The following is a 19152-nucleotide window of genomic DNA, read 5'->3' as shown; positions in this document are numbered from 1 at the left end:
TCAGTCCCTGGCGCGCAGGCGGATCAGCGGCAGCTCCGTCTTCGACGCGCCGACCAGGTCACGGCCGCCCGGGCCGCGCAGCCGCAGCTCGCGGAACCGCACCGGCGACAGCTGCGCGGCCTCGATCGGGTAGACGTCGCCGTAGCGCCTGATCTTGTCCACCAGCTCCTTGCCGAGCAGCTCGACCAGGCCCGCGTGGCGGGTCGCGCCGCCGCCCAGCGGGACGTCCAGCTGCGCCCGCACCTCCGGGAACCGCTGGTCCAGCTCGACCGCCAGCTGGTGGATCGTGACGTACGCGCGGCCGAAGTCCCCGGCGTCCGGACCCGGCGGGATCGCCTCCAGCACCTTGACGAGCTTGCCGTCCATCCCGAGCCTGTCCCACAGGGTCACGGTTTCTTCCTCCCGGTCGCCGCCGCCGTTGTCTACCAGAGGACCGGCACGCGGTCCACTCCCCCGGTGACACGGTTGGTCCGCACCTGGAGTTCATCGACGCCGACCGCCAGGCGCAGCCCGGGAAACCGGCGGAACAGCGAGCCGAACACCACGCGCAGCTCGGTGCGGGCGAGGCTCGCGCCGATGCAGAACCAGCCGCCGTAGGCGAAGGCCACGTGCGAGTTCGGCTTGCGGTCCGGGTCGAACTTCTCCGGCTCCGGGAACTCGGCCTCGTCCCGGTTGGCCGCGCCGAGCGACAGCACGACCGCGTCGCCGCGGGCGATCGTGACGCCGCCGAGCTCGACGTCGTCGTGGGCGTAGCGCAGCACGCCGAGGCCGCCCGGCGAGGCCATCCGCAGGATCTCCTCGACCACCCCGTGCACGCGGCCGTCCGGGTCGGCGGCCAGCGCGTCGCGCCGGGTGAGGTCGGTGAGCAGGTACAGCACGCCGAGGTCGATGCGGGTGGACGTGGTTTCGTGACCGGCGAAGAGCAGGCCGGCGGCGGCGCGGGCGAGGTCGTCGTCGGTGAACGCCGGATCGCTCTCCTGCGCGCGGACCATGTCCGAGACGACGTCCTGGCCGGGCGAGCGCCGCTTGACCGCCGCGAGCCTGCCCATGTAGGCGGCGAACTCGTCGAGGGCGGCGTCCGCGTCCGCCCCGATGTCCATCCGGCCCATCCGCTCCGAGAGCACCCGGAACGTCTCGCGGTCTTCGTACGGGACACCGAGCAGCTCGCACATCACCAGCACCGGCAGCGGGAACGACAGGTGCTCGTGCAGGTCGACCGGCTCGTCCCCGGTCCGGGCCCGTTCCATGGCGTCGAAGCAGCCGTCGGCCAGTTCCTGGACGTGCCCGGCCAGCCGCCGCATGCGGTTGGCGGAGAACGCGGGCACCAGCATCCGCCGCATCCGCGCGTGCTCGGCGTGCTCGGTCTCGTGGTCGCCCTGCGGACGGCTGAGGATCGCCGCGTCCGACAGCGTCGGCGCCTCGTCCGGCGCCGGGTGCGAGCGGCCGAACCGCGGGTCGGTGAACATCGCGCGGACCTGCTCGAACCCGGTGACCAGCCAGGCGGGGTCGCCGGCCGGGGTGGTCACCGGCACGACCGGTCCCTGACGGCGCAGCACCGCGAACAGCGGCGCGATCTCCAGGACGTTCGGCCGGGCGAAGGGCAGGCGCGGGGTGTCCGTGGACGCGGTCATCGGGGTCTCCTCCCGGATGCGCGGCCGGTCGGCGCGGCACGGGCGGGCCGGTCACCGGCCGCTCCCCCGGTCCCCCTGCCGTCCACGGTACGCCGGAAGGCAAGGGGAAATCCGGTCACAGCAGCGCCCAGGCCCGGGTCAGGGTGTCCCGCAGGATCTGCTCCATCTCGTCGAACTGCCGCTGGTCGCAGATCAGCGGCGGCGACAGCTGCACGACGGGCTCGGCGCGGTCGTCGGCACGGCAGTACAGCCCGGCCTCGAACAGCGCGTCGGACAGGAACCCGCGCAGCACCCGCTCGGACTCCGCTGCGCTGAAGGTCTCCTTGGTCGCCTTGTCCTTCACCAGCTCGATGCCGTAGAAGAAGCCCGCGCCGCGGACGTCGCCGACGATCGGCAGGTCGGTCAGCTTGTCCAAAGTGGACCGGAACGCGGCCTCGTTCGCCAGGACGTGCCCGTAGAGGTCCTCGCGCTCGATGAGGTCGAGGTTGGCCAGCGCCACCGCGCACGAGACGGGGTGGCCGCCGTAGGTCGAGCCGTGCATGAACGTCGTGGCGCCGCGGGTGAACGGCGCCATCAGCCGCTCGCTCGCCAGCACCGCACCCAGCGGCGCATAGCCCGACGTCAGGCCCTTCGCGGTGGTGATGATGTCGGGCCGGTAGCCGTAGCGCTTGGCGGCGAAGTCGTACCCGACCCGGCCGAAGGCGCAGATCACCTCGTCGGACACCAGCAGGACGTCGTGGCGGTCGCAGATCTCCCGGACCCGCGCGAAGTAACCCGGCGGAGGCACGAAACAGCCGCCGGTGTTCTGCACCGGCTCCAGGAACACCGCCGCGACGGTGTCCGCGCCCTCGAACTCGATCGCCTCCTCGATCCGGTCGGCGGCCCAGCGGCCGTAGGCCTCGTAGTCGCCGGCGTGCTCGGGCGCGCGGTAGAAGTTCGTGTTCGGCACGCGCAGCGTGCTCGGCACCAGCGGCTCGAAGTCGGCCTTCGCGCCGGGGATGCCGGTGATCGACAGGGCACCCTGCGAAGTCCCGTGGTAGGCCAGCGCGCGGCTGATCACCTTGTGCTTGCCCGGTTTCCCGGTGAGCTTGAAGTACTGCTTGGCGAGCTTCCACGCCGTCTCGACCGACTCACCGCCGCTGACGGTGAAGAACACGCGGTTCAGGTCGCCGGGCGACGCGTCGGCCAGCCGGGCGGCCAGCTCGATCGCCGCCGGGTGCGCGTGGCCCCACAGCGGGAAGTACGCGAGCTGTTTCGTCTGCCGCGCCGCGGCTTCGGCGAGTTCCTCGCGGCCGTGCCCGACCTGGACGGCGAACAGACCCGCGAGCCCGTCGAGGTACCGCTTGCCGCGGGCGTCCCAGACGTACGCGCCTTCGCCGCGGACGATGACCGGGACGTCGGTTTCGTCGTAGGCGGAGTGGCGGGTGAAGTGCATCCAGAGGTTGCTGCGGGCGGCGCGGGACAGGCCGGCGGCGTCGGCGGTGGCGAGGTCGGCGGTAGTGGTCATGTCCCGGTTATCGCACGCGCCGTCGCGTCGACGCAAGCGATTCAGTCGTACAGCCGAACTTGGACGACTAATCCATGGTCAACATCGGTGTTGAATCTTCGGATTTCGTCGTCACGCTCCGCGAGTGCCCCACTGGTAGGTCTGCTTCCGCAGCTTGAGGTAGACCATCGCCTCCGCGTGCCGGACGCCGGGCAGCGCGCGGATCCGCGTCGAGATCAGCTGCAGCAGTGCCTCGTCGTCGGCGCAGACGGCCTCGCACAGCAGGTCGTAGCGTCCCGCGCAAAGGATCACGTACGCGATTTCGTCCATTTCGGCCAGTGCGTCGCCGACCGGTTCGAGCGGGCCGTCGACGGTGATCGCGATCATCGCCTGCCGGAACAGCCCGACCTGCAAGGGATCCGACACGGCCACGATCTGGATGACACCGGAGTCCGACAGCCGCTGCACCCGCTGCCGGACCGCGGCCTCCGACAGGCCGACCGCCTTGCCGATCGCCGCGTAGGGCCGCCGCCCGTCCTCCTGCAGCTGCGCGATGATCTGCCGCGAGATGTCGTCGAGCACCGGCGGCGCGGGCCGGCTGGGAGTGTCCTGGCTGCTCACGCCCCGGATCATTCCCGACGCGGACGAGGTCCGGCAATCCCGCCACGCCGTCACGACCGGTAACCGATTACGAAGGTGCGCGGCCACGCAGACAACGGATTCAGTCGTCTTGACGGCGTTGACAACACCGAATCGGTGCTGTTCCATCCGTCGCACCTTGCCCCTGGCCGGAGGGAACGCCATGCCCCGCACTCCCGCCCCGCCCGACACCGCCGCTCCCGCCGCAAGCCGCTCGCTCACCCGCTCCATCGGCGTCGGCGGCGGCACCCTGCTCACGCTCAGCTGCGTGACGCCGGCGTCGTCCCTGTTCGTCCTGGTGCCCCCGCTGTTCGCCGAACTCGGCACCGGCACCGCGCTCGCCATCGCCCTCGCGGTGCTCCTCTGCGTGGGAATCGCCTTCTGCTACTGCGAACTCGGCACGCTGGTGCCCAGTGCCGGCGGCGAATACGCGATGGTCACGACGGTGGCGAACCGGTTCGCCGGCTGGCTGACGTTCATGCTGTCCTTCGTCGTCATCCTCGTCGTGCCGCCGATCATCGCGATCGGCGTCGCGGACTACGTCGCCGCGATCGCCGACGTCGACCCGTCGGTCGCGGGCGCGGCCGTGATGCTCGCGGCCACCGTCATGGGCCTGCTGAACCTGCGGTCCAACGCCTGGATCACCGGGATCTTCCTGGTCGTCGAGCTCGTCGCCGTTTTCGTGGTGTCCCTGCTGGCGTTCGGCCACGCCACGCAGAGCCCGGCGGTGCTGCTGAAGCCGGCGCTGGGCACGAACGCGATCGGCCTGATCGCCGTCGTCGCCGGGCTCGCCGTCGCGCTGTTCGTCGTGCAGGGCTTCAGCACCGCGGTCTACCTGGCCGAGGAGATGCGCGAGCCGCGCCGGACGGTCGCGCGCACGGTGTTCTGGACGCTCGGGATCAGCGCCGTGGTCATCCTCGTGCCGGTCGTGGCGATCACCCTGGCCGTGCCGGACACCGCCGCGCTCGACCTCACCGCACTGGTCACCGCGTGGAGCGGCCCGGGCGCGGGGATGGCGATCAGCCTCGCCATCGCGGCGGCGATCGTCAACGCGGTGATCGTCATGGTCGTCCAGAACTCGCGCGTGCTCTACGCGGCGGCCCGCGACCAGGCCTGGCCTGCGCCGGTCAACCGCGCGATGAGCGTGGTCGGCGCCAGGTTCGGTTCGCCGTGGGTCGCGACGCTGGTGACCGGGCTGTCGGAAGCGGTCCTGTGTTTCGTGCCGGTGGACACGCTCAGCGGCGTCACCGGAGTCGCCGTCGTCGCGCTGTACCTGGGCGTCGCGGCCGCCACGCTGCGAGCGCGGCGGGCGGCGCACCGGCACCCGCAGGTGTGGCGGATGCCCGCCTGGCCGCTGGTGCCGGGCCTCGCCGTCGCGGCGCTGGCCTACGTCCTGGTCGAGCAGAAGGCCGTCGACCTGGCCATCACGGCCGGGGTCCTGATCGTGTCGGCGCTGTACTGGTGGGGTTACCTGCGCCGCCGTCCCGGCCGGTGGGTCGTGACGGTCCCCCAGGAGTAGGTCAGTCCTTCGGCCCGCCGCGCAGCTGCCGGACGCCGACGACGATCACCGCGAGCAGGCCGGCGACGGCGGCCAGCACCCAGATCCAGGTGGGGACGCCTGCCGAATCGAGGTTCGTGGGAGACACGGCGGTCGTCGTCGGTGTCGCCGGTGCTGCCGGTGTCGCCGGTGCTGCCGCGCTGGAGGCTGCCGCGGTGAGGGTGAAGTCCAGGGCACCGGTGACGTTGTCCCCGTCCTTCGCGACCACTTTCCAGCTGATCGTGTACTTCTGGGCGGGCCCGGACGGCGTCACGGGCACGGTCACGACGCCCCCGGCCACGCTCGCGGCGCCGACCTGCCACGAGGTACCGTCGCGGCCGGTGACCTGGACCGGGTCCGGCGGCAGCGTGACGGGTTCGCCGAAGGTCAGCTGGATCTGCGTCGGCGCGGAGGTCAGCGAAGCACCGTCGGCGGGTGAGCTGGACTCGAGTTCGGTGTGGGCCGAGGCGGGCCCGGCGAGGACGACGAGCCCGGCGACGGCGACGAGCACGGCTCCGGTCAGGCGGCGCAGGATCATCCGGACATCCTGCCCTATCCCCGGCGGCGCGATCATCCGGTGCCGGTTCCCCGGCGGCACGGCCATCTGGCGCCGGTTCCCCGGCGACGAATCCCCTCGGCTGCGTCACCGGCGCCGAATCCCCTCGGCTGCGTCACCGGCGCCGAATCCCCGGCGGCGCGGTCACCCGGTGCCGGTCCGGTAGGCTTCGTCCCTTGTGGACACCTCACCGGTCGTCGCCCGGCTGCGGGCCGCGGGCTGCGTGTTCGCCGAGGACGAGGCCGCGCTCCTCGTCGCCGCGGCCGCGACCCCCGAAGAACTCGACGCGCTGGTCGAGCGGCGGGTCGCCGGGCTGCCGCTGGAGCACCTGCTCGGCTGGGCGGAGTTCCACGGCCTGCGCGTAACCGTGCGGCCCGGGGTGTTCGTGCCGCGCCGGCGCACCGAGTTCCTGGTCGACGTGGCCGTCTCGCTCGCCCCGCGGGACCCGGTCGTGGTGGACCTGTGCTGCGGCTCCGGCGCGCTGGCTGCCGCGTTCGCCTCGCTGCTGCGGCCACGCGAGCTGCACGCCGCCGACGTCGAACCCGCCGCCGTCGAATGTGCCCGGCTGAACCTGCCGGACGCGCACGTCCACCAGGGCGATCTCTATGACGCGCTGCCGCTGTCACTGCGCGGCCGCGTCGACGTCCTGCTGGCCAACGTGCCGTACGTCCCGTCGGAAGCCGTCGCGACCATGCCGCCGGAGGCGCGCCTGCACGAGCCGCTGACGGCGCTCGACGGCGGCACCGACGGCCTCGACCTCGCCCGCCGCGTCGCCGCGGGCGCGCCGCGGTGGCTGGCGCCGGGCGGGACCGTGCTGGTCGAGGCGAGCGGACGGCAGGCCCCGGTGCTGGCGGCGGTCTTCACCGCGGCCGGCCTGGCCGCGCGGGTGCACGAGTCGGAGGAACTGGGCGCGACGGTCGTCTCCGGAACCCGATCTCACGTTCCGCCGCCCCCGGACGTCTACCAGGTGTGACGACGAAACCCTTCGAGCAGATCGTGACCGAGCACGGTCCGATGGTTCTTCGCGTCTGCCGGGCCATGCTGGGCCCGGCAGACGCCGAAGACGCGTGGTCCGAGACGTTCCTGGCCGCGCTGCGGGCGTATCCCGAGCTGCCCGCGGACGCGAACGTCCAGGCATGGCTCGTCACGATCGCGCACCGCAAGGCCCTCGACGTCACCCGGGCGCAGGCCCGCCGTCCCGTACCGGTAGCCGACGTCCCCGACGCGCCGGGCCGCGCCGAGACCTGGCACGGCGATCTCTGGGACGCGCTCGCGAAGCTGCCGAACAAGCAGCGCATGGCCGTCGCCTACCACTACCTGGCCGGGCTGCCCTACCGCGAGATCGCGGAGATCACCGGGGGAACCGCCGACGCCGCCCGCCGCGCCGCCGCCGACGGCATCAAGACCCTGCGGGCGGCCTACCCCTTGGAAGGAGCGCTCTCATGACGGACATCATCTTCCCCCCGTTCCCGGAGCGGTTCGAGCTGAACCCAAACCGCCTGCACGAGCGGCTCACCGAGGCCGCGGACCAGGAGGGCCTGCTGGACGTCGCCTACCGGACGCTGGACACCCCGGTCGGGCCGCTGCTGCTGGCCGCAACCGAGCGCGGCCTGGTGAAGGTGGCCTTCGACCGCCAGGACCACGACGCGGTACTGGCCGAGCTGGCAGCGCGGATCAGCCCCCGCATCCTGCGGGCACCGGCCCGGCTGGACCCGGTAGTCCACCAGCTCGAGGAGTACTTCACCGGCCAGCGACGGACGTTCGACGTCCCCCTGGACCTCCGCCTGGCCCGCGGCTTCCGCCTGTCGGTGCTGGAGCACCTGCCAGAGATCGCCTACGGCCACACCGAGAGCTACGCCGAGGTCGCGGCGGCCGCAGGAAGCCCGAAGGCGGTCCGCGCAGTAGGGACGGCGTGCGCCCTGAACCCCCTGCCGGTGGTGGTGCCCTGCCACCGGGTAGTCCGATCCGACGGATCGTACGGCCAGTACGCCGGCGGCGAAGAAGCCAAGCGGCTCCTGCTGACCATGGAGGCGGCATGACCAGCTACACCCAACGCGTCGCCACGGCAGACTGGGACGCGGTGGCCGCAGAGGTCGACGACTACGGCTGCGCACTCCTGCCAACACCGACTGAATCCGCCCGGCTGGCGACGCTGGAGGCAGCATGACCAGCTACGCCCAGCGCGTCGCCGCGGCGGACTGGGACGCGGTAGCCGCGGAGGTCGACGACTACGGCTGCGCACTCCTGCCACAGCTGCTGACACCGGCCGAATGCGCCCGGCTGGTAGTACTGTGGGACGAGCCATCGCAGTTCCGTGCGACCGTGAACCTGCGACGCCACCGCTTCGGCGACCATGGCGACTACCGGTACTTCGCTGCCCCGTTCCCGGAGCCGGTCCAGCAGCTGCGGCAGGCGCTCTACCCACGGCTGCTGCCGATCGCCCGCGACTGGCACGCCCGACTGGGCCGCGAGGCGGAATGGCCGTCCACTTTGGACGAGTGGCTGGCGATCTGCCACGCGGCCGGCCAGCAGCGACCGACGCCGATCCTGCTGCGCTACGAGACGGGCGGCTGGAACGCACTGCACCGCGACCTGTACGGCGACAAGGTGTTCCCGCTGCAGGTGGTGATCAACCTCAGCAACCCGGGCACCGACCACACCGGCGGCGAGTTCCTGCTGGTGGAACAGCGCCCCCGGGCCCAGTCCCGCGGCACGGCGACGCTCATCCCCCAGGGCCACGGCCTGGTGTTCACCACCCGCGACCGCCCGGTCCGCTCGGCGCGGGGCTGGTCGGCAGCCCCGGTCCGCCACGGCGTCTCACCGGTCCGCTCGGGACGGCGGCACACGCTGGGGCTGGTGTTCCACGATGCTGCCTGACGCCCACGCAAGCCCGGGCCTGGTGCCCGCCGAGATCGCGGGTCAAGCCGATGTACTGGACAGGCATGGCTTGACGGCCGGTGCTCAGACGTGGCTGAGCAGCATCGTCGCGCCCAGAGCGGTCATGGTCACGGCGATGAGGACGTCGAGCACCCGCCACGCCGCCGGCCTGGCGAACACCCCGGCCAGCCGCCGGGCGCCGAAGCCGAGCGCGCTGAACCAGACGGCGCTGGCGATCACGGCCCCGAGCCCGAACAGCCACCGCCCGTCGCCGTGGGCGACGGCGACCGAGCCGAGCAGGAGGATGTCGAGGTAGACGTGCGGGTTCAGCCAGGTGAACCCGATGCAGGCGAGCACGGCCTTCCGCAGCGGCGTCCGGTCGTCCCCGACGGTCATGACCGAGGGCCGCAGGGCGCGCCGCGCGGCGAGCGCGCCGTAGCCGAGCAGGAACAGGCCGCCGCCGACGGCCATGACGCCGATGGCGGACGGCCACTGCGCCAGCACGGCGCCGAGCCCGCTGACGCCGAGCCCGATGAGCACGAGGTCGGAGACGGCGCAGATGACGACGAGCGGTGCGACGGTGCCCCCGCGCAGTCCCTGCTGCAGGAGGAAGGCGTTCTGCGAACCGATGGCGACGATGAGCGAGAGACCGGTCCCGAACCCGGCGACGAGCAGAGCAAGCACGTCCTCGACGCTATGGTCGCGGGCAGCATTACTCCAGCTAAAGATTCTTACGTAACATTAGCGCTCGTGATGTCCGATCTCCCGCTCGACCAGGTCAAAACGCTGCTGGCCGTGGTGGACGAGCAAAGTTTCGACGCGGCGGCGGCGCGGTTGCACGTGACGCCGTCGGCGGTGAGCCAGCGGGTGAAGGCACTGGAGCAGCGCACCGGCCGGGTCCTGCTGCTGCGCACGAAACCGGTGTCGCTGACGCCGTCGGGCAAGGTGATCGTCCGGTTCGCGCGGTCGCTGGCCCAGCTGGAACAGGACGCCCTGACCGAGCTGGGCCTGGGCGCGGCGACCCGCACGCTGTCGATCGCGGTGAACGCGGACTCCCTGGCGACGTGGTTCCTGCCCGTGCTCGCGGCGCTGCCGGAGTCCCTGGGCATCTGCTTCGACCTGCAACGCGAGGACGAGGGCCACACGGCGGAACTGCTGCGCGAGGGCCTGGTGATGGCCGCGGTGACGGCGTCCCCGCAGCCGGTCCAGGGATGCACGTCCCACCGGCTGGGCCGGATGCGCTACCGGGCGATGGCCTCACCGGCGTTCGTCGCCCGCTGGCTCGCTGCGGGCCCGCTCCCGGTCCAGCTCCCCGCGGCACCGGTGATCGTGTTCGACCGCAAGGACGAGATGCAGGACCGGTTCCTGCGCGCCCTGACCCGCCGCCGCAGCTTCACCCTGGTCCGCCACTACATCCCGGCCTCGGAGTCGTTCACCGACGCGGTGGCGGCAGGCCTCGGCTGGGGCATGGTCCCGGAAGCCCAGGCGGCCGCGCGCGGTGACGCGCTGGTCGACCTGGCCCCGGACCGCCCGATCGACGTGCCGTTGTACTGGCAGCAGTGGAAACTCGATTCACCGGCCTTGGCCGCGGTGGCGGACGCGGTGGCCCAGGGCGCAAAGGCGGCGCTTCGCTAGCGGGTTACCCGGGAAAGTCCCCCACCCCGCGTTCCACCAGGTCGAACGCCTCGTCGATGAACCCGGCCTGCTCCCGCCGGACGACCTCGACGTCGTCGCCGGCCAGAACTCGGCCCATTGCGTGGGCGAAGATCGTCGTGATCGCCGTGGTCAGCAGGCCTGCCACCATCCGGGAGCGGAACACCTCGCCCGTCTCCTCGGCGAACACCTCCGCGAACGCCTCCGCGATCTCCCGTTCCTGCTCGTACCACCGCGCCATCAGGGCCGGGCTGGCCGTCAGGACCGACCAGAAGCCCGGGCCGCCCGAGATGGCGCCGGACAGCGGATGGCCCGAGGCCAGCAACTCGTGCTGGTGACGGCGCAGGGCCGCGCAGGGTGACGTCCCCGGCGGGCGGGAGCGGACCACCGCGGTCAGCTCGGCCAGGCGGTCCGCGTGGCGGTCCAGGAACAGGTCTTCCTTGCGGGGGAAGTAGTTGAACACCGTCATCTTGGAGACGCCCGCCGCTTCGGCGATCTCCGCCACCGTCACCTCCTCGAAGCCTCGCTGGACGAAGAGACCTGTTGCCACGTTCGAGATCAGCTGGCGTGTTGCCTGCTTCTTCCGCTCGCGCAGCCCGTGATCCGCCATGAGCGCAGAGTATAGACCAACTCTAAACTTTGACTCGGTATAAGTTTGTGGCATCATCGGCGCCATGAACACAGATGTGGTGATCTCCGGGGGCGGGCCGGTCGGCCTGATGCTGGCCTGTGAACTGCGGCTGGCCGGGGTGGACGTCCTCGTCGTCGAACGGCTGGCCGAACCGGACCAGACGATCAAGGCCGGGTCGGTCAACCTGACCACCGCCGAAGCCTTCTACCGCCGCGGGCTACTGCCCGCCATGGACGAGAACGTCCGGCAGAACGCCGAACGCATCCAGAAGTTCCTCGAGTCGCGGGGTGCCACCGGGCCGAAGCCCGCGCTGCCCGTCGGCCACTTCGCGGGGATCATGGTCGCCTCGAACGGCGTCCACTTCGACGATCCCGCTTTCCGCGACGTCGGGCCCGCCGCGCGGGTGGTCGTCATCCAGCAGCAGGCCGTCGAGGCCATCCTCGGTGCCCGCGCCGCCGAACTGGGCGTCGAGATCCGGCGCGGCGTGGAGCTGACCGGGTTCGACGCCGACGACGAGGGCGTCAGCGTGCACCTCCACGAAGGCGAAACCGTGCGTGCCGGGTGGCTCGTCGGGTGCGACGGCGGGCGCAGCCGGGTGCGCAAGCTGGCCGGGTTCGAGTTTCCCGGCACCGATCCGGCCATCACCGGGCGGCAGGCGATGGCCGAGCTGACCGGCGCGGACGTGCTGCCCGCCGGCTGGCAGCACGGCAACGGCGGCCTCTACGTCCACGGGCCGACGCCCGGGCGGATGCTCACCGTCGAGTTCGACGGCCCGCCCGCCGACCGGGAGTCGCCGGTGACCGCGCAGGAACTCGAAGACAGCTTCCGGCGCGTCTCCGGTGCCGACATCCGCGTGACGAAGGTGCACAGCGCGACGCGCTTCACCGACAACGCGCGCCAGGCGACGACCTACCGCCAGGGCCGCGTCCTGCTGGCCGGCGACGCCGCGCACGTCCACTCCCCCTTCGGCGGGCAGGGACTCAACCTCGGCATCGGCGACGCGGTCAACCTCGGCTGGAAGCTCGCCGCGACCATCCGGGGCTGGGCGCCGGACGGCCTGCTCGACACCTACACGACCGAACGGCACCCGATCGGCGAATGGGTCCTCGACTGGACGCGGGCGCAGGTGGCGCTGATGCGCGACGACGTCCGGACGAAGGCGCTGCGCCAGGTCGTCGGCGACCTGCTGCGCACCGACGACGGCGCGACCTACCTCGCCAAGAAGCTCTCCGGCGTGCTGCACCGCTACCCGATCGACGGCGAGCACGACCTCACCGGCCGCGGCGCGCCCGACTTCGCGTTCGCCGACGGCACCCGGCTCGGCGAGCACCTCCAGGACGGCAAGGCACTCCTGCTGGACCTCGCCGAGAACGCCGGACTCCGGGAGGCGGCCGGTGGCTGGGCCGGGCGCGTCACCGTGCTCACCACGAAGTGCGTGAGCGACGCGAATCTCACCGGCGTGCTGATCCGGCCCGACGGCTACATCGCCTGGGCCAGTGAAGACGGCGGTACCGCAGGCCTGGACACCGCGCTGCGCCGGTGGTTCGGCGAGCCTGCCTGAAGGACCGGCAGAATGCGGGCATGACCGAGCTGTACCCGCCGATCGAGCCCTACGCCCACGGAATGCTCGACGTCGGCGACGGGCACCAGGTGTACTGGGAGACCTGCGGAAACCCGGACGGCAAGCCCGCGGTGGTGCTGCACGGCGGACCGGGCCAGGGCTGCACGCCGGGCATGCGGCGGATGTTCGACCCCGCCCGGTACCGCGTCGTGCTGCTCGACCAGCGCGGCTGCGGCCGGAGCCGTCCGCACGCCGCCGATCCCGAGACGTCGTTGCGGCACAACACCACCGACCACCTCGTCGCCGATCTCGAACGGCTGCGGGAACACCTCGGCATCGAGCGCTGGCTGCTCACCGGCGGCTCGTGGGGCACGACACTGGCGCTGGTTTACGCAGAGCGTTTCCCGCACCGGGTGTCGGAAATCGTGGTCAGCGCGATCAGCACCACGCGGCGCTCGGAGATCGACCGGCTGTACCACGCGACCGCGCAGCGCTCGCGTGGTACGCCTGGGAAGAAACGGTCCTTTCCCTGGAACCCGGCGCCATCCTGGAGGTCCACAGTGGACCGGTCGACGACGCACTGCCGGCGTTCGTCCGGCTCACCGCGCGCTACTACGCCCATGCGGAAGGCGCCGCGATCCGTGACGCCGGGCGTCTGGCGGGCATTCCCGGCGGACTGATCCACGGCTGGCTCGACCTCAGCTGCCCGGGCGTGGCCGGGCGCCGAACTGCTCGTCGACGACCGGTCCGGGCACGGCGCCAGCGACCTCAAGCGCGCCTGGAAACTCGCCGCGCTGGACCGCTTTGCGCGCTAGTCCTTCTCCTCGGCCAGCCGGACCGCCACGTCGATGATCATGTCCTCCTGGCCGCCCACCAGCTCCAGCTCGCCGCAGCGGCGCAGGATTGCCTGTGCCGGGACGCCGTAGCGCTCGGCCGCCCGTTCCGCGTGGAGCAGGAAGCTCGAATAGACCCCGGCCCAGCCCTGGACGATCGCGTTGCGGTCCATCTTCGGCCAGCGGTCGAGGTACGGGCGGACGACCTCCTCGGCCGCGTCCATCAGGCCGCCGACGTCCAGGCCGGTGCCGATGCCCAGGCGGTCGAACACCGCCGCGAGCACCTCGGTCGGCGAGTTGCCCGCGCCCGCGCCGAGCGCGCACAGCGACCCGTCGATGTAGCGGACGCCTGCTTCGTAGGCCAGCACCGAATTCGCGACGCCGAGCGAGAGGTTCTGGTGCCCGTGGTAGCCGACCCACGCCGTGTCGCCGACCTCGGCGACCAGCGCTTCGAACCGGGCCCGTGCCTCGTGCATCAGCAACGCGCCCGCCGAGTCCGTCACGTACGCGGCCTGGCAGCCCGCGTCCACCATGATCCGCGCCTGCTTGGCCAGGTCCTCCGGCGGCGTGCGGTGCGCCATCATGAGGAACCCGGCCGTCTCCATGCCGAGGTCGCGCGCCAGCCCGAAGTGCTGGGGCGAGACGTCGGCCTCGGTGCAGTGCGTTGCCACCCGCACCATCTCCGCGCCCGCGTCGAACGCGCGCTGCAGGTCCTCGGCCGTGCCGATGCCGGGCACGAGCAGCACGGCGATCTTCGCCTGCCTCGCCTCTTCGCGCGCCGCGGCGATGAGCCGCAGCTCGTCGACGGCGGAAAAGCCGTAGGTGAACGACGAACCGCCGAGGCCGTCGCCGTGGGTCACCTCGATCACCTCGACACCGGCGCGGTCGAGCGCGCGGACGGTGTCGCGGACCTGCCGCTCGGTGAAGCGGTGGGCCATCGCGTGGCTGCCGTCGCGCAGGGTCGTGTCGACGATCCGGACGTCGTGGCGCAGCTCGGGGCGGGTCATGCGGGCACCTCCTGCTTCGCGCGGGCCACCAGCTCGCCGACGCGCGCGGCCGCGGCGGTCATGATGTCGAGGTTGCCTGCGTATTCCGGCAGGTAGTCGCCGTTGCCGCGGACCTCCAGGAAGATCCCGACGCGCGCGTGGCCGTCCCAGTCCTCGCGGGCGTCGTCGAACTGCGGGTCCGCGCGCAGGGTGTAGCCGGGGACGTACTGCTGGACCGCGGTCACCATGTCGTGCACGGACGCCGAAATCGCGTCGCGGTCGGCGTCGGGCGGGATCGCGCAGAACACCGTGTCCCGCATGATCATCGGCGGTTCGACCGGGTTGAGGATGATGATCGCCTTGCCGCGCCCTGCGCCGCCGACCTCGGCCACCGCCCGCGACGTCGTGCGCGTGAACTCGTCGATGTTCGCCCGCGTGCCGAGCCCGGCGCTGCGCGAGGCCACCGAGGCGACGATCTCCGCGTACGGCACCTCGGTGACCCGGGAAACCGCGTGCACCATGGGGATCGTCGCCTGTCCCCCGCAGGTGATCATGGAGACGTTCGGGGCGTCGAGGTGCGCGCCGAGGTTCACCGGCGGGCACACCATCGGGCCGAGGTGGGCCGGGGTGAGGTCGATCGCCTGGATGCCGGCTTCGGCGTACCGCGGCGCGTTCGCCGCGTGCGCCTTCGCCGAGGTCGCCTCGAACACCAGCTGCGGCAGGGGATCCTGGCGCAGCAGCCAGCCGACGCCCTCCGCGGACGCCGCGATTCCCTGCGCGCGGGCGCGTTCGAGCCCGTCGGACTCCACCACGCCGACCACGTAACCGACTTCGAGTACTTCACTGCGTCGCAGCTTCGCCAGCAAATCGGTGCCGATGTTGCCGGGGCCGACGATCGCCGCCATCACGGGAGCCATGCCCCGACCGTCGCACCGCGCTCGCCGGCGGCGACAGTCAGCCGTTCCGTTCACCGGAACGGACCCCCATGACCACCGCGGCGACGGCGGCGACCACGGCACCGCAGGTCATCACCGCCGGGACCGACACCGCGTCCACCACGACCCCGCCGGCCAGCGCCCCGGCCGAGATGGTGGCCTGGAAGGACGCGGTGAACAGGACGGTGGCGGCCTCCGGCGCGTCCGGCGCCGCCCGCGCGAACCAGGCCTGGGAGAAGACCGGCACCGCGCCGTAGGCGGCACCCCACCCGAGCAGCAGCACGAGCGCGCCGACCGGCCCGGCGTGCGGCAGCGCGAACACCGACACCGCGATCAGCGCCGCCGCCCCGGCGAAGGTGGCACGCGGCAGTCCCGCGAGGAACGTCCCGGCGATCCCCGCGGCACCGTAGGCGAGCAGGTACGCACTCAGCGCCTCCGGGCGGACGACGTCCCGCAGCAGCGGCGTGACATAGGTGTAGGTGCCGAAGTGGGCCAGCACGACGAGGAACGTCACGATCAGTCCACTTCGGACACTCTTGCGGCGCACCAGATCGCGCAGGACGGCCGGCCGGGTGGCTTCCGCGGGCGGCAGCGGCGGCGTCAGGATCAGCAGGGCGGCGGCGGTGCCGAGGCCGAGCAGGCCGAGCAGGAGGAACGCGGTCCGCCAGCCCGCAAGCTGCCCGGCGAGGGTGCCGAGCGGAACGCCCAGCACCGAGCCGAGCGGCACGGCGGCGAAGATGACGGAGGTCGCCCGCGGCGCGGCGGCGGTCCCGACCAGCCGCGGAGCCAGGCCCGCCCCGATCGACCAGAAGCCGCCGATGACAACGCCGACGAGAAAGCGCGCGACGAGCAGCACCCAGAAGACAGGCGCGGCCGCGGCGAGAAACCCGGCGACGGCGAGCACCAGCATGAGCACGCCGAGCATCAGCCGCCGATCGACCTGCCCGGTGGCCACGGTGACGACGGGAGCAGCGACGGCGGCAACGAACCCGGGCACGGTCATGGTCCACCCGGCGGTCCCGGCCGAGACACCGAAGCCGTCCGCGATCGGCGTCAGCAGCCCGATCGGCAGGATTTCGGTGGTGACAATGGCGAAGATCCCGACGGTGACGGCGAAGACGGCGGGCCAGCGGGTGATCGGGGGTGCGGTCATGCGGCCAGTAGATCGACTCCGCCGCGGCGGGGCTGGCAGGTTTGCGACAGCTCCGTGGCGGTGCAGGGTGATGGCGGATTTCCGCCGGGGTCCCGGCTTGTTCCGCTGAACGGCATCCCGGCCGGCGGCCGCCGGACTACGCTGCCCGGGTGGAAGGTCAGCCGGAGATGACACTGCTCGGCGAGCTGCGGCGGGTTGCCGGGCTCACTCAGGAAGAGTTGGCCGAACGCACCGGGCTGACGGTGCGCGGCATCAGCAACATCGAACGCGGCCGCGTCGCGCGGCCGCGGCGTAGCTCTCTCGAAGCGCTGGCGCGTGGGCTCGGGCTGCGGGACGCTCAGGTCGCGCGGTTCGTGCAGCACTACGTTCCCGAAGCGCCCGGCGCACCCAGCGACACGCCGCCCCCGCAAACCGTGGCCGTGCCGGCTCAGCTGCCCGCCGGCAGCAGCGCCTTCACCGGCCGGGAACGGGAAATCAAGGAACTCGACGCCCTCTACGCCGGACGCGGGCAGCGCGTCTTCGTCCTCGAAGGCATGGGCGGGGTCGGGAAAACCTCGCTGGCCGTCCACTGGGCACAGTCCGTGCGGCGGGACTTCCCGGACGGTCAGCTGTTCGCGAACCTGCGCGGCTACGGCCCGGGCGCGCCGGCCGAGCCCGGGGAGGTGCTGCACTCGTTCCTGCGCGCCTTCGGCGTTCCCGCCGCGGACGTCCCCGCGGACCTCGACGGGCGGTCCGCGCTGCTGCGCAGCGTGCTGGCCACCCGGTCGGTCTTCCTGCTGCTGGACAACGCGCGGTCCGCCGACCAGGTGCGACCACTGCTGCCGGGGCATGCCGGGTGCGTCGTGCTGGTCACCACCCGCACCACGCTGCACGGCCTCGCCGTCAGCGACGACGCCCACCGGGTGCTCGTGCCGCCGCTGGACGACGACGAAGCGCTGTCGCTGCTCGGCCGGCTGGTCGACCGGGGGCGGCTGACCGACCGGGCCGCACTCGCCGACGTCGTGGCCGGGTGCAGCGGGCTGCCGCTCGCGCTGCGGATCGTCGCCGAGCGGCTCGCGCACGACCGGGGGCTGGCCGAGGTCGCCTCGGCGATGCGCTCGGCCGGGGACCGTCTCGACGCCCTGACCACGGAGGAGGCGGCGACGTCGCTGCCCGCCGTGCTGTCGTGGTCCTACCGCGCGCTGCCCGCCGGCGTCGCCGCCGCCCTGCGGCTGCTCGGGCGGCACCCCGGTCCGCACTGGGACAGCGCCGCGGCCGCCGCGGCGCTGGGCACCGGGGTGCCGGAGGCCCGCCGTCTCCTGCAGGCGCTGGTCGCCGGGCATCTGCTCGACCACCGGGCCGACGGCCGGTACGAGTTCCACGACCTCGTCCGCGACTACGCGCGCAGCCTCGACACCGAGACCGACCCGGCCACGCGCCTTGCCCGGCACTACCTCGCCGGGGCGGTCGTCGCCGCGGACGCGGTCGCGCCCCGCGATCCGCACCGCCGTCCGCTGCTCACCGACGTCGACGGTGACGGCTTCGCGTTCGGCAGCGCCGACGACGCCGCGGCGTGGCTGGCCGTCGAACTGCCCACGCTGCTCGCGATCGCCGAGTGGTCCGCGGCCGCCGGGGACGCCTACGCCCGCGATCTGTCCACTGTGCTCTGGCAGGCCCTGCGCGTCCACGGCCACTACGGCGCCCTGCACACGCTCCACGGCCACGCGCTCGCCGAAGCGCGCCGGGACGGCGACTCCGTCGGCCAGCAGCAGGCGCTGTCCGACCTCGCGGCGATCTGCGCCCGGGTCGGGCGCTACGACGAGGCCATCGAGCACCTCACCGCGAGCCTCGACGTCGAGGGCAGCGTCGTCGGGACCGCCCGCGCGCTGACCACGCTCGGGACGGTGTACGCGCAGCTGGGCCAGTACGAGTCCGCGGCGCACCACCTCCGCCGGGCCGTGACGCTGGCGCTGGAAGCGGGCGACACCCTGGCCGAAGGTCGCGCGTACGGGAACCTGGGGTTCGTCCACGAGCACCGCCGCGAACTCGACGCCGCGCTCGAGTGCTACCACCGGCAGCTCGACATCGCCCTCGCCATCGGCGACCGCGCCAGCGAGGCGATCTCCCTGCACAACCTCGGGGACGTCTACCGCGCGCTCGGCCGGTACGAGGAAGCCCGCGAGTACCTGGTCCGGTCGCTCGGCGTCAGCCGGGCGGCGGGGCATCGCGAGGCCGAGGGCTACGCGCTGGTCTACCTGGGGCTCGTCCACCTGCACCTCGGCGACGCGGCCACCGGGCGCAGCGCCGAGGAGGAGGCTCTCGCCGTCGCCGCGGCGACCGGCATCCGGCCACTCGAAACGCTGGCCCACAACGCCCTCGGCGACATCGCCCGGGCGACGGCCGACCGGGCGGCAGCCCTGGAGCACTACCTGCGGGCTCGCGAGGTCGCCCAGCTCACCAGCGAGCAGCACGAGGAAGCCCGCGCTCTCGAAGGCATCGCCGGGACGTACGAGGACGCGGGCGAAGCCGAGAAGGGCCGCCCGTACCGGCGACGCGCGCAGGACCTGTACCAGGCCATGGGAATCCGCAGCTGAAGCACGGTCCGCGACCGGCCGGACACCCACCGGAGCGAGTGGCGCCGACCGGAACTTTCCGGGCCGGAACTTCCGGCCGGTTGTTCATGGACCCCGCCCGT

The 19152-nt window shown here is 72.6% G+C and carries 20 protein-coding genes; 10 read left to right on the top strand and 10 right to left on the bottom strand.

What is annotated here, in order from left to right; genetic code table 11:
• The 4 genes from ABJI51_RS12810 to ABJI51_RS12795 form a co-directional block, all read right to left on the bottom strand.
• The gene (locus ABJI51_RS12810) at positions 1-390 is read right to left on the bottom strand and encodes a hypothetical protein (protein WP_348950416.1); all 390 of its coding nucleotides are present in this window, start codon (positions 388-390) and stop codon (positions 1-3) included.
• Positions 391-422: 32 nt separating this feature from the next.
• Positions 423-1631 (bottom strand): cytochrome P450, encoded by a 1209-nt coding sequence (locus ABJI51_RS12805; RefSeq protein ID WP_348950415.1) that lies wholly within the window; start codon positions 1629-1631, stop codon positions 423-425.
• 115 nt (positions 1632-1746) lie between these two features.
• Positions 1747-3138, bottom strand: coding sequence for an aspartate aminotransferase family protein (locus ABJI51_RS12800; protein ID WP_348950413.1), 1392 nt, complete (start codon positions 3136-3138; stop codon positions 1747-1749).
• A 111-nt stretch (positions 3139-3249) separates the two neighbouring features.
• Complete coding sequence (locus tag ABJI51_RS12795) at positions 3250-3750, bottom strand: Lrp/AsnC family transcriptional regulator (RefSeq protein WP_348950411.1); 501 nt, start codon at positions 3748-3750, stop codon at positions 3250-3252.
• A 169-nt stretch (positions 3751-3919) separates the two neighbouring features.
• On the opposite strand from ABJI51_RS12795, the gene ABJI51_RS12790 reads away from it, so the two are divergent.
• Positions 3920-5275 carry an APC family permease gene (locus ABJI51_RS12790; RefSeq protein WP_348950409.1) on the top strand — a complete coding sequence of 452 codons (1356 nt, stop codon included), beginning with the start codon at positions 3920-3922 and terminating at the stop codon, positions 5273-5275.
• Between the two features lies 1 nt (position 5276).
• Here the strand turns inward: ABJI51_RS12790 and ABJI51_RS12785 are convergent, their stop codons facing one another.
• Positions 5277-5831, bottom strand: coding sequence for a copper resistance CopC family protein (locus tag ABJI51_RS12785; RefSeq protein WP_348950407.1), 555 nt, complete (start codon positions 5829-5831; stop codon positions 5277-5279).
• Positions 5832-6027: 196 nt separating this feature from the next.
• Between ABJI51_RS12785 and ABJI51_RS12780 the strand changes: the two genes are divergently transcribed.
• From ABJI51_RS12780 to ABJI51_RS12760, 5 genes are read left to right on the top strand one after another with little or no spacing between them, the layout of a single operon-like run.
• A complete protein-coding gene (locus tag ABJI51_RS12780; RefSeq protein WP_348950405.1) occupies positions 6028-6822 on the top strand; it encodes a putative protein N(5)-glutamine methyltransferase in 795 nt (264 codons plus the stop codon).
• Entirely contained in the window at positions 6819-7295 is a 477-nt protein-coding gene (locus tag ABJI51_RS12775) for an RNA polymerase sigma factor (RefSeq protein WP_348950403.1), read from the top strand. Before ABJI51_RS12780 ends, ABJI51_RS12775 begins: the two co-directional genes overlap by 4 nt.
• A complete protein-coding gene (locus tag ABJI51_RS12770) occupies positions 7292-7888 on the top strand; it encodes a methylated-DNA--[protein]-cysteine S-methyltransferase (protein ID WP_348950401.1) in 597 nt (198 codons plus the stop codon). Before ABJI51_RS12775 ends, ABJI51_RS12770 begins: the two co-directional genes overlap by 4 nt.
• Positions 7885-8016 (top strand): hypothetical protein, encoded by a 132-nt coding sequence (locus tag ABJI51_RS12765; protein WP_348950399.1) that lies wholly within the window; start codon positions 7885-7887, stop codon positions 8014-8016. The genes ABJI51_RS12770 and ABJI51_RS12765 overlap by 4 nt, the downstream gene beginning before the upstream one ends.
• Positions 8013-8726, top strand: coding sequence for a 2OG-Fe(II) oxygenase (locus ABJI51_RS12760; protein WP_348950397.1), 714 nt, complete (start codon positions 8013-8015; stop codon positions 8724-8726). Before ABJI51_RS12765 ends, ABJI51_RS12760 begins: the two co-directional genes overlap by 4 nt.
• An 84-nt stretch (positions 8727-8810) precedes the next feature.
• Here ABJI51_RS12760 and ABJI51_RS12755 read toward each other — a convergent pair whose 3' ends face one another.
• Complete coding sequence (locus ABJI51_RS12755; protein ID WP_348950395.1) at positions 8811-9410, bottom strand: LysE/ArgO family amino acid transporter; 600 nt, start codon at positions 9408-9410, stop codon at positions 8811-8813.
• A 69-nt stretch (positions 9411-9479) separates the two neighbouring features.
• Between ABJI51_RS12755 and ABJI51_RS12750 the strand changes: the two genes are divergently transcribed.
• The gene (locus ABJI51_RS12750; protein WP_431605607.1) at positions 9480-10361 is read left to right on the top strand and encodes a LysR family transcriptional regulator ArgP; all 882 of its coding nucleotides are present in this window, start codon (positions 9480-9482) and stop codon (positions 10359-10361) included.
• Positions 10362-10365: 4 nt separating this feature from the next.
• Here the strand turns inward: ABJI51_RS12750 and ABJI51_RS12745 are convergent, their stop codons facing one another.
• Positions 10366-10989, bottom strand: a complete 624-nt coding sequence (locus tag ABJI51_RS12745; protein WP_348950391.1) for a TetR/AcrR family transcriptional regulator — start codon at positions 10987-10989, stop codon at positions 10366-10368.
• 64 nt (positions 10990-11053) lie between these two features.
• Here ABJI51_RS12745 and ABJI51_RS12740 point away from each other — a divergent pair, with 64 nt between their 5' ends.
• A complete protein-coding gene (locus ABJI51_RS12740) occupies positions 11054-12571 on the top strand; it encodes an FAD-dependent monooxygenase (RefSeq protein ID WP_348950390.1) in 1518 nt (505 codons plus the stop codon).
• A gap of 20 nt (positions 12572-12591) precedes the next feature.
• Positions 12592-13251, top strand: coding sequence for an alpha/beta fold hydrolase (locus ABJI51_RS12735; protein ID WP_348950388.1), 660 nt, complete (start codon positions 12592-12594; stop codon positions 13249-13251).
• Between the two features lie 131 nt (positions 13252-13382).
• Here ABJI51_RS12735 and dmpG read toward each other — a convergent pair whose 3' ends face one another.
• From dmpG to ABJI51_RS12720, 3 genes are read right to left on the bottom strand one after another with little or no spacing between them, the layout of a single operon-like run.
• The gene (gene dmpG / locus ABJI51_RS12730; protein ID WP_348950386.1) at positions 13383-14411 is read right to left on the bottom strand and encodes a 4-hydroxy-2-oxovalerate aldolase; all 1029 of its coding nucleotides are present in this window, start codon (positions 14409-14411) and stop codon (positions 13383-13385) included.
• Positions 14408-15307: an acetaldehyde dehydrogenase (acetylating) gene (locus tag ABJI51_RS12725; protein WP_348950384.1), complete on the bottom strand. Its 900-nt coding sequence runs from the start codon at positions 15305-15307 to the stop codon at positions 14408-14410. Before ABJI51_RS12725 ends, dmpG begins: the two co-directional genes overlap by 4 nt.
• 37 nt (positions 15308-15344) lie before the next feature.
• On the bottom strand, positions 15345-16478 hold the full coding sequence (locus tag ABJI51_RS12720) for an MFS transporter (RefSeq protein WP_348950382.1): 1134 nt from the start codon (positions 16476-16478) through the stop codon (positions 15345-15347).
• A gap of 149 nt (positions 16479-16627) precedes the next feature.
• On the opposite strand from ABJI51_RS12720, the gene ABJI51_RS12715 reads away from it, so the two are divergent.
• The gene (locus tag ABJI51_RS12715; RefSeq protein ID WP_348950380.1) at positions 16628-19051 is read left to right on the top strand and encodes an ATP-binding protein; all 2424 of its coding nucleotides are present in this window, start codon (positions 16628-16630) and stop codon (positions 19049-19051) included.
• Positions 19052-19152 lie beyond the last annotated feature (101 nt).

This window comes from Amycolatopsis melonis (genome assembly GCF_040064235.1).
Lineage (GTDB): Bacteria > Actinomycetota > Actinomycetes > Mycobacteriales > Pseudonocardiaceae > Amycolatopsis > Amycolatopsis melonis.
The sequence above is the reverse complement of the archived record's forward strand: the minus strand, read 5'-3'. Positions and strand labels throughout refer to the sequence as shown.

Excerpts from the sequence above, each read along its gene's own strand:
- ABJI51_RS12805 (WP_348950415.1), bottom strand. The coding sequence starts at position 1,631 with ATGACCGCGTCCACGGACACCCCGCGCCTGCCCTTCGCCCGGCCGAAC.
- ABJI51_RS12800 (WP_348950413.1), bottom strand. The coding sequence starts at position 3,138 with ATGACCACTACCGCCGACCTCGCCACCGCCGACGCCGCCGGCCTGTCC.
- ABJI51_RS12795 (WP_348950411.1), bottom strand. The coding sequence starts at position 3,750 with ATGATCCGGGGCGTGAGCAGCCAGGACACTCCCAGCCGGCCCGCGCCG.
- ABJI51_RS12790 (WP_348950409.1), top strand. The coding sequence starts at position 3,920 with ATGCCCCGCACTCCCGCCCCGCCCGACACCGCCGCTCCCGCCGCAAGC.
- ABJI51_RS12785 (WP_348950407.1), bottom strand. The coding sequence starts at position 5,831 with ATGATCCTGCGCCGCCTGACCGGAGCCGTGCTCGTCGCCGTCGCCGGG.
- ABJI51_RS12770 (WP_348950401.1), top strand. The coding sequence starts at position 7,292 with ATGACGGACATCATCTTCCCCCCGTTCCCGGAGCGGTTCGAGCTGAAC.
- ABJI51_RS12765 (WP_348950399.1), top strand. The coding sequence starts at position 7,885 with ATGACCAGCTACACCCAACGCGTCGCCACGGCAGACTGGGACGCGGTG.
- ABJI51_RS12760 (WP_348950397.1), top strand. The coding sequence starts at position 8,013 with ATGACCAGCTACGCCCAGCGCGTCGCCGCGGCGGACTGGGACGCGGTA.
- ABJI51_RS12750 (WP_431605607.1), top strand. The coding sequence starts at position 9,480 with ATGTCCGATCTCCCGCTCGACCAGGTCAAAACGCTGCTGGCCGTGGTG.
- ABJI51_RS12745 (WP_348950391.1), bottom strand. The coding sequence starts at position 10,989 with ATGGCGGATCACGGGCTGCGCGAGCGGAAGAAGCAGGCAACACGCCAG.
- ABJI51_RS12740 (WP_348950390.1), top strand. The coding sequence starts at position 11,054 with ATGAACACAGATGTGGTGATCTCCGGGGGCGGGCCGGTCGGCCTGATG.
- ABJI51_RS12735 (WP_348950388.1), top strand. The coding sequence starts at position 12,592 with ATGACCGAGCTGTACCCGCCGATCGAGCCCTACGCCCACGGAATGCTC.
- dmpG (WP_348950386.1), bottom strand. The coding sequence starts at position 14,411 with ATGACCCGCCCCGAGCTGCGCCACGACGTCCGGATCGTCGACACGACC.
- ABJI51_RS12725 (WP_348950384.1), bottom strand. The coding sequence starts at position 15,307 with ATGGCTCCCGTGATGGCGGCGATCGTCGGCCCCGGCAACATCGGCACC.
- ABJI51_RS12720 (WP_348950382.1), bottom strand. The coding sequence starts at position 16,478 with ATGACCGCACCCCCGATCACCCGCTGGCCCGCCGTCTTCGCCGTCACC.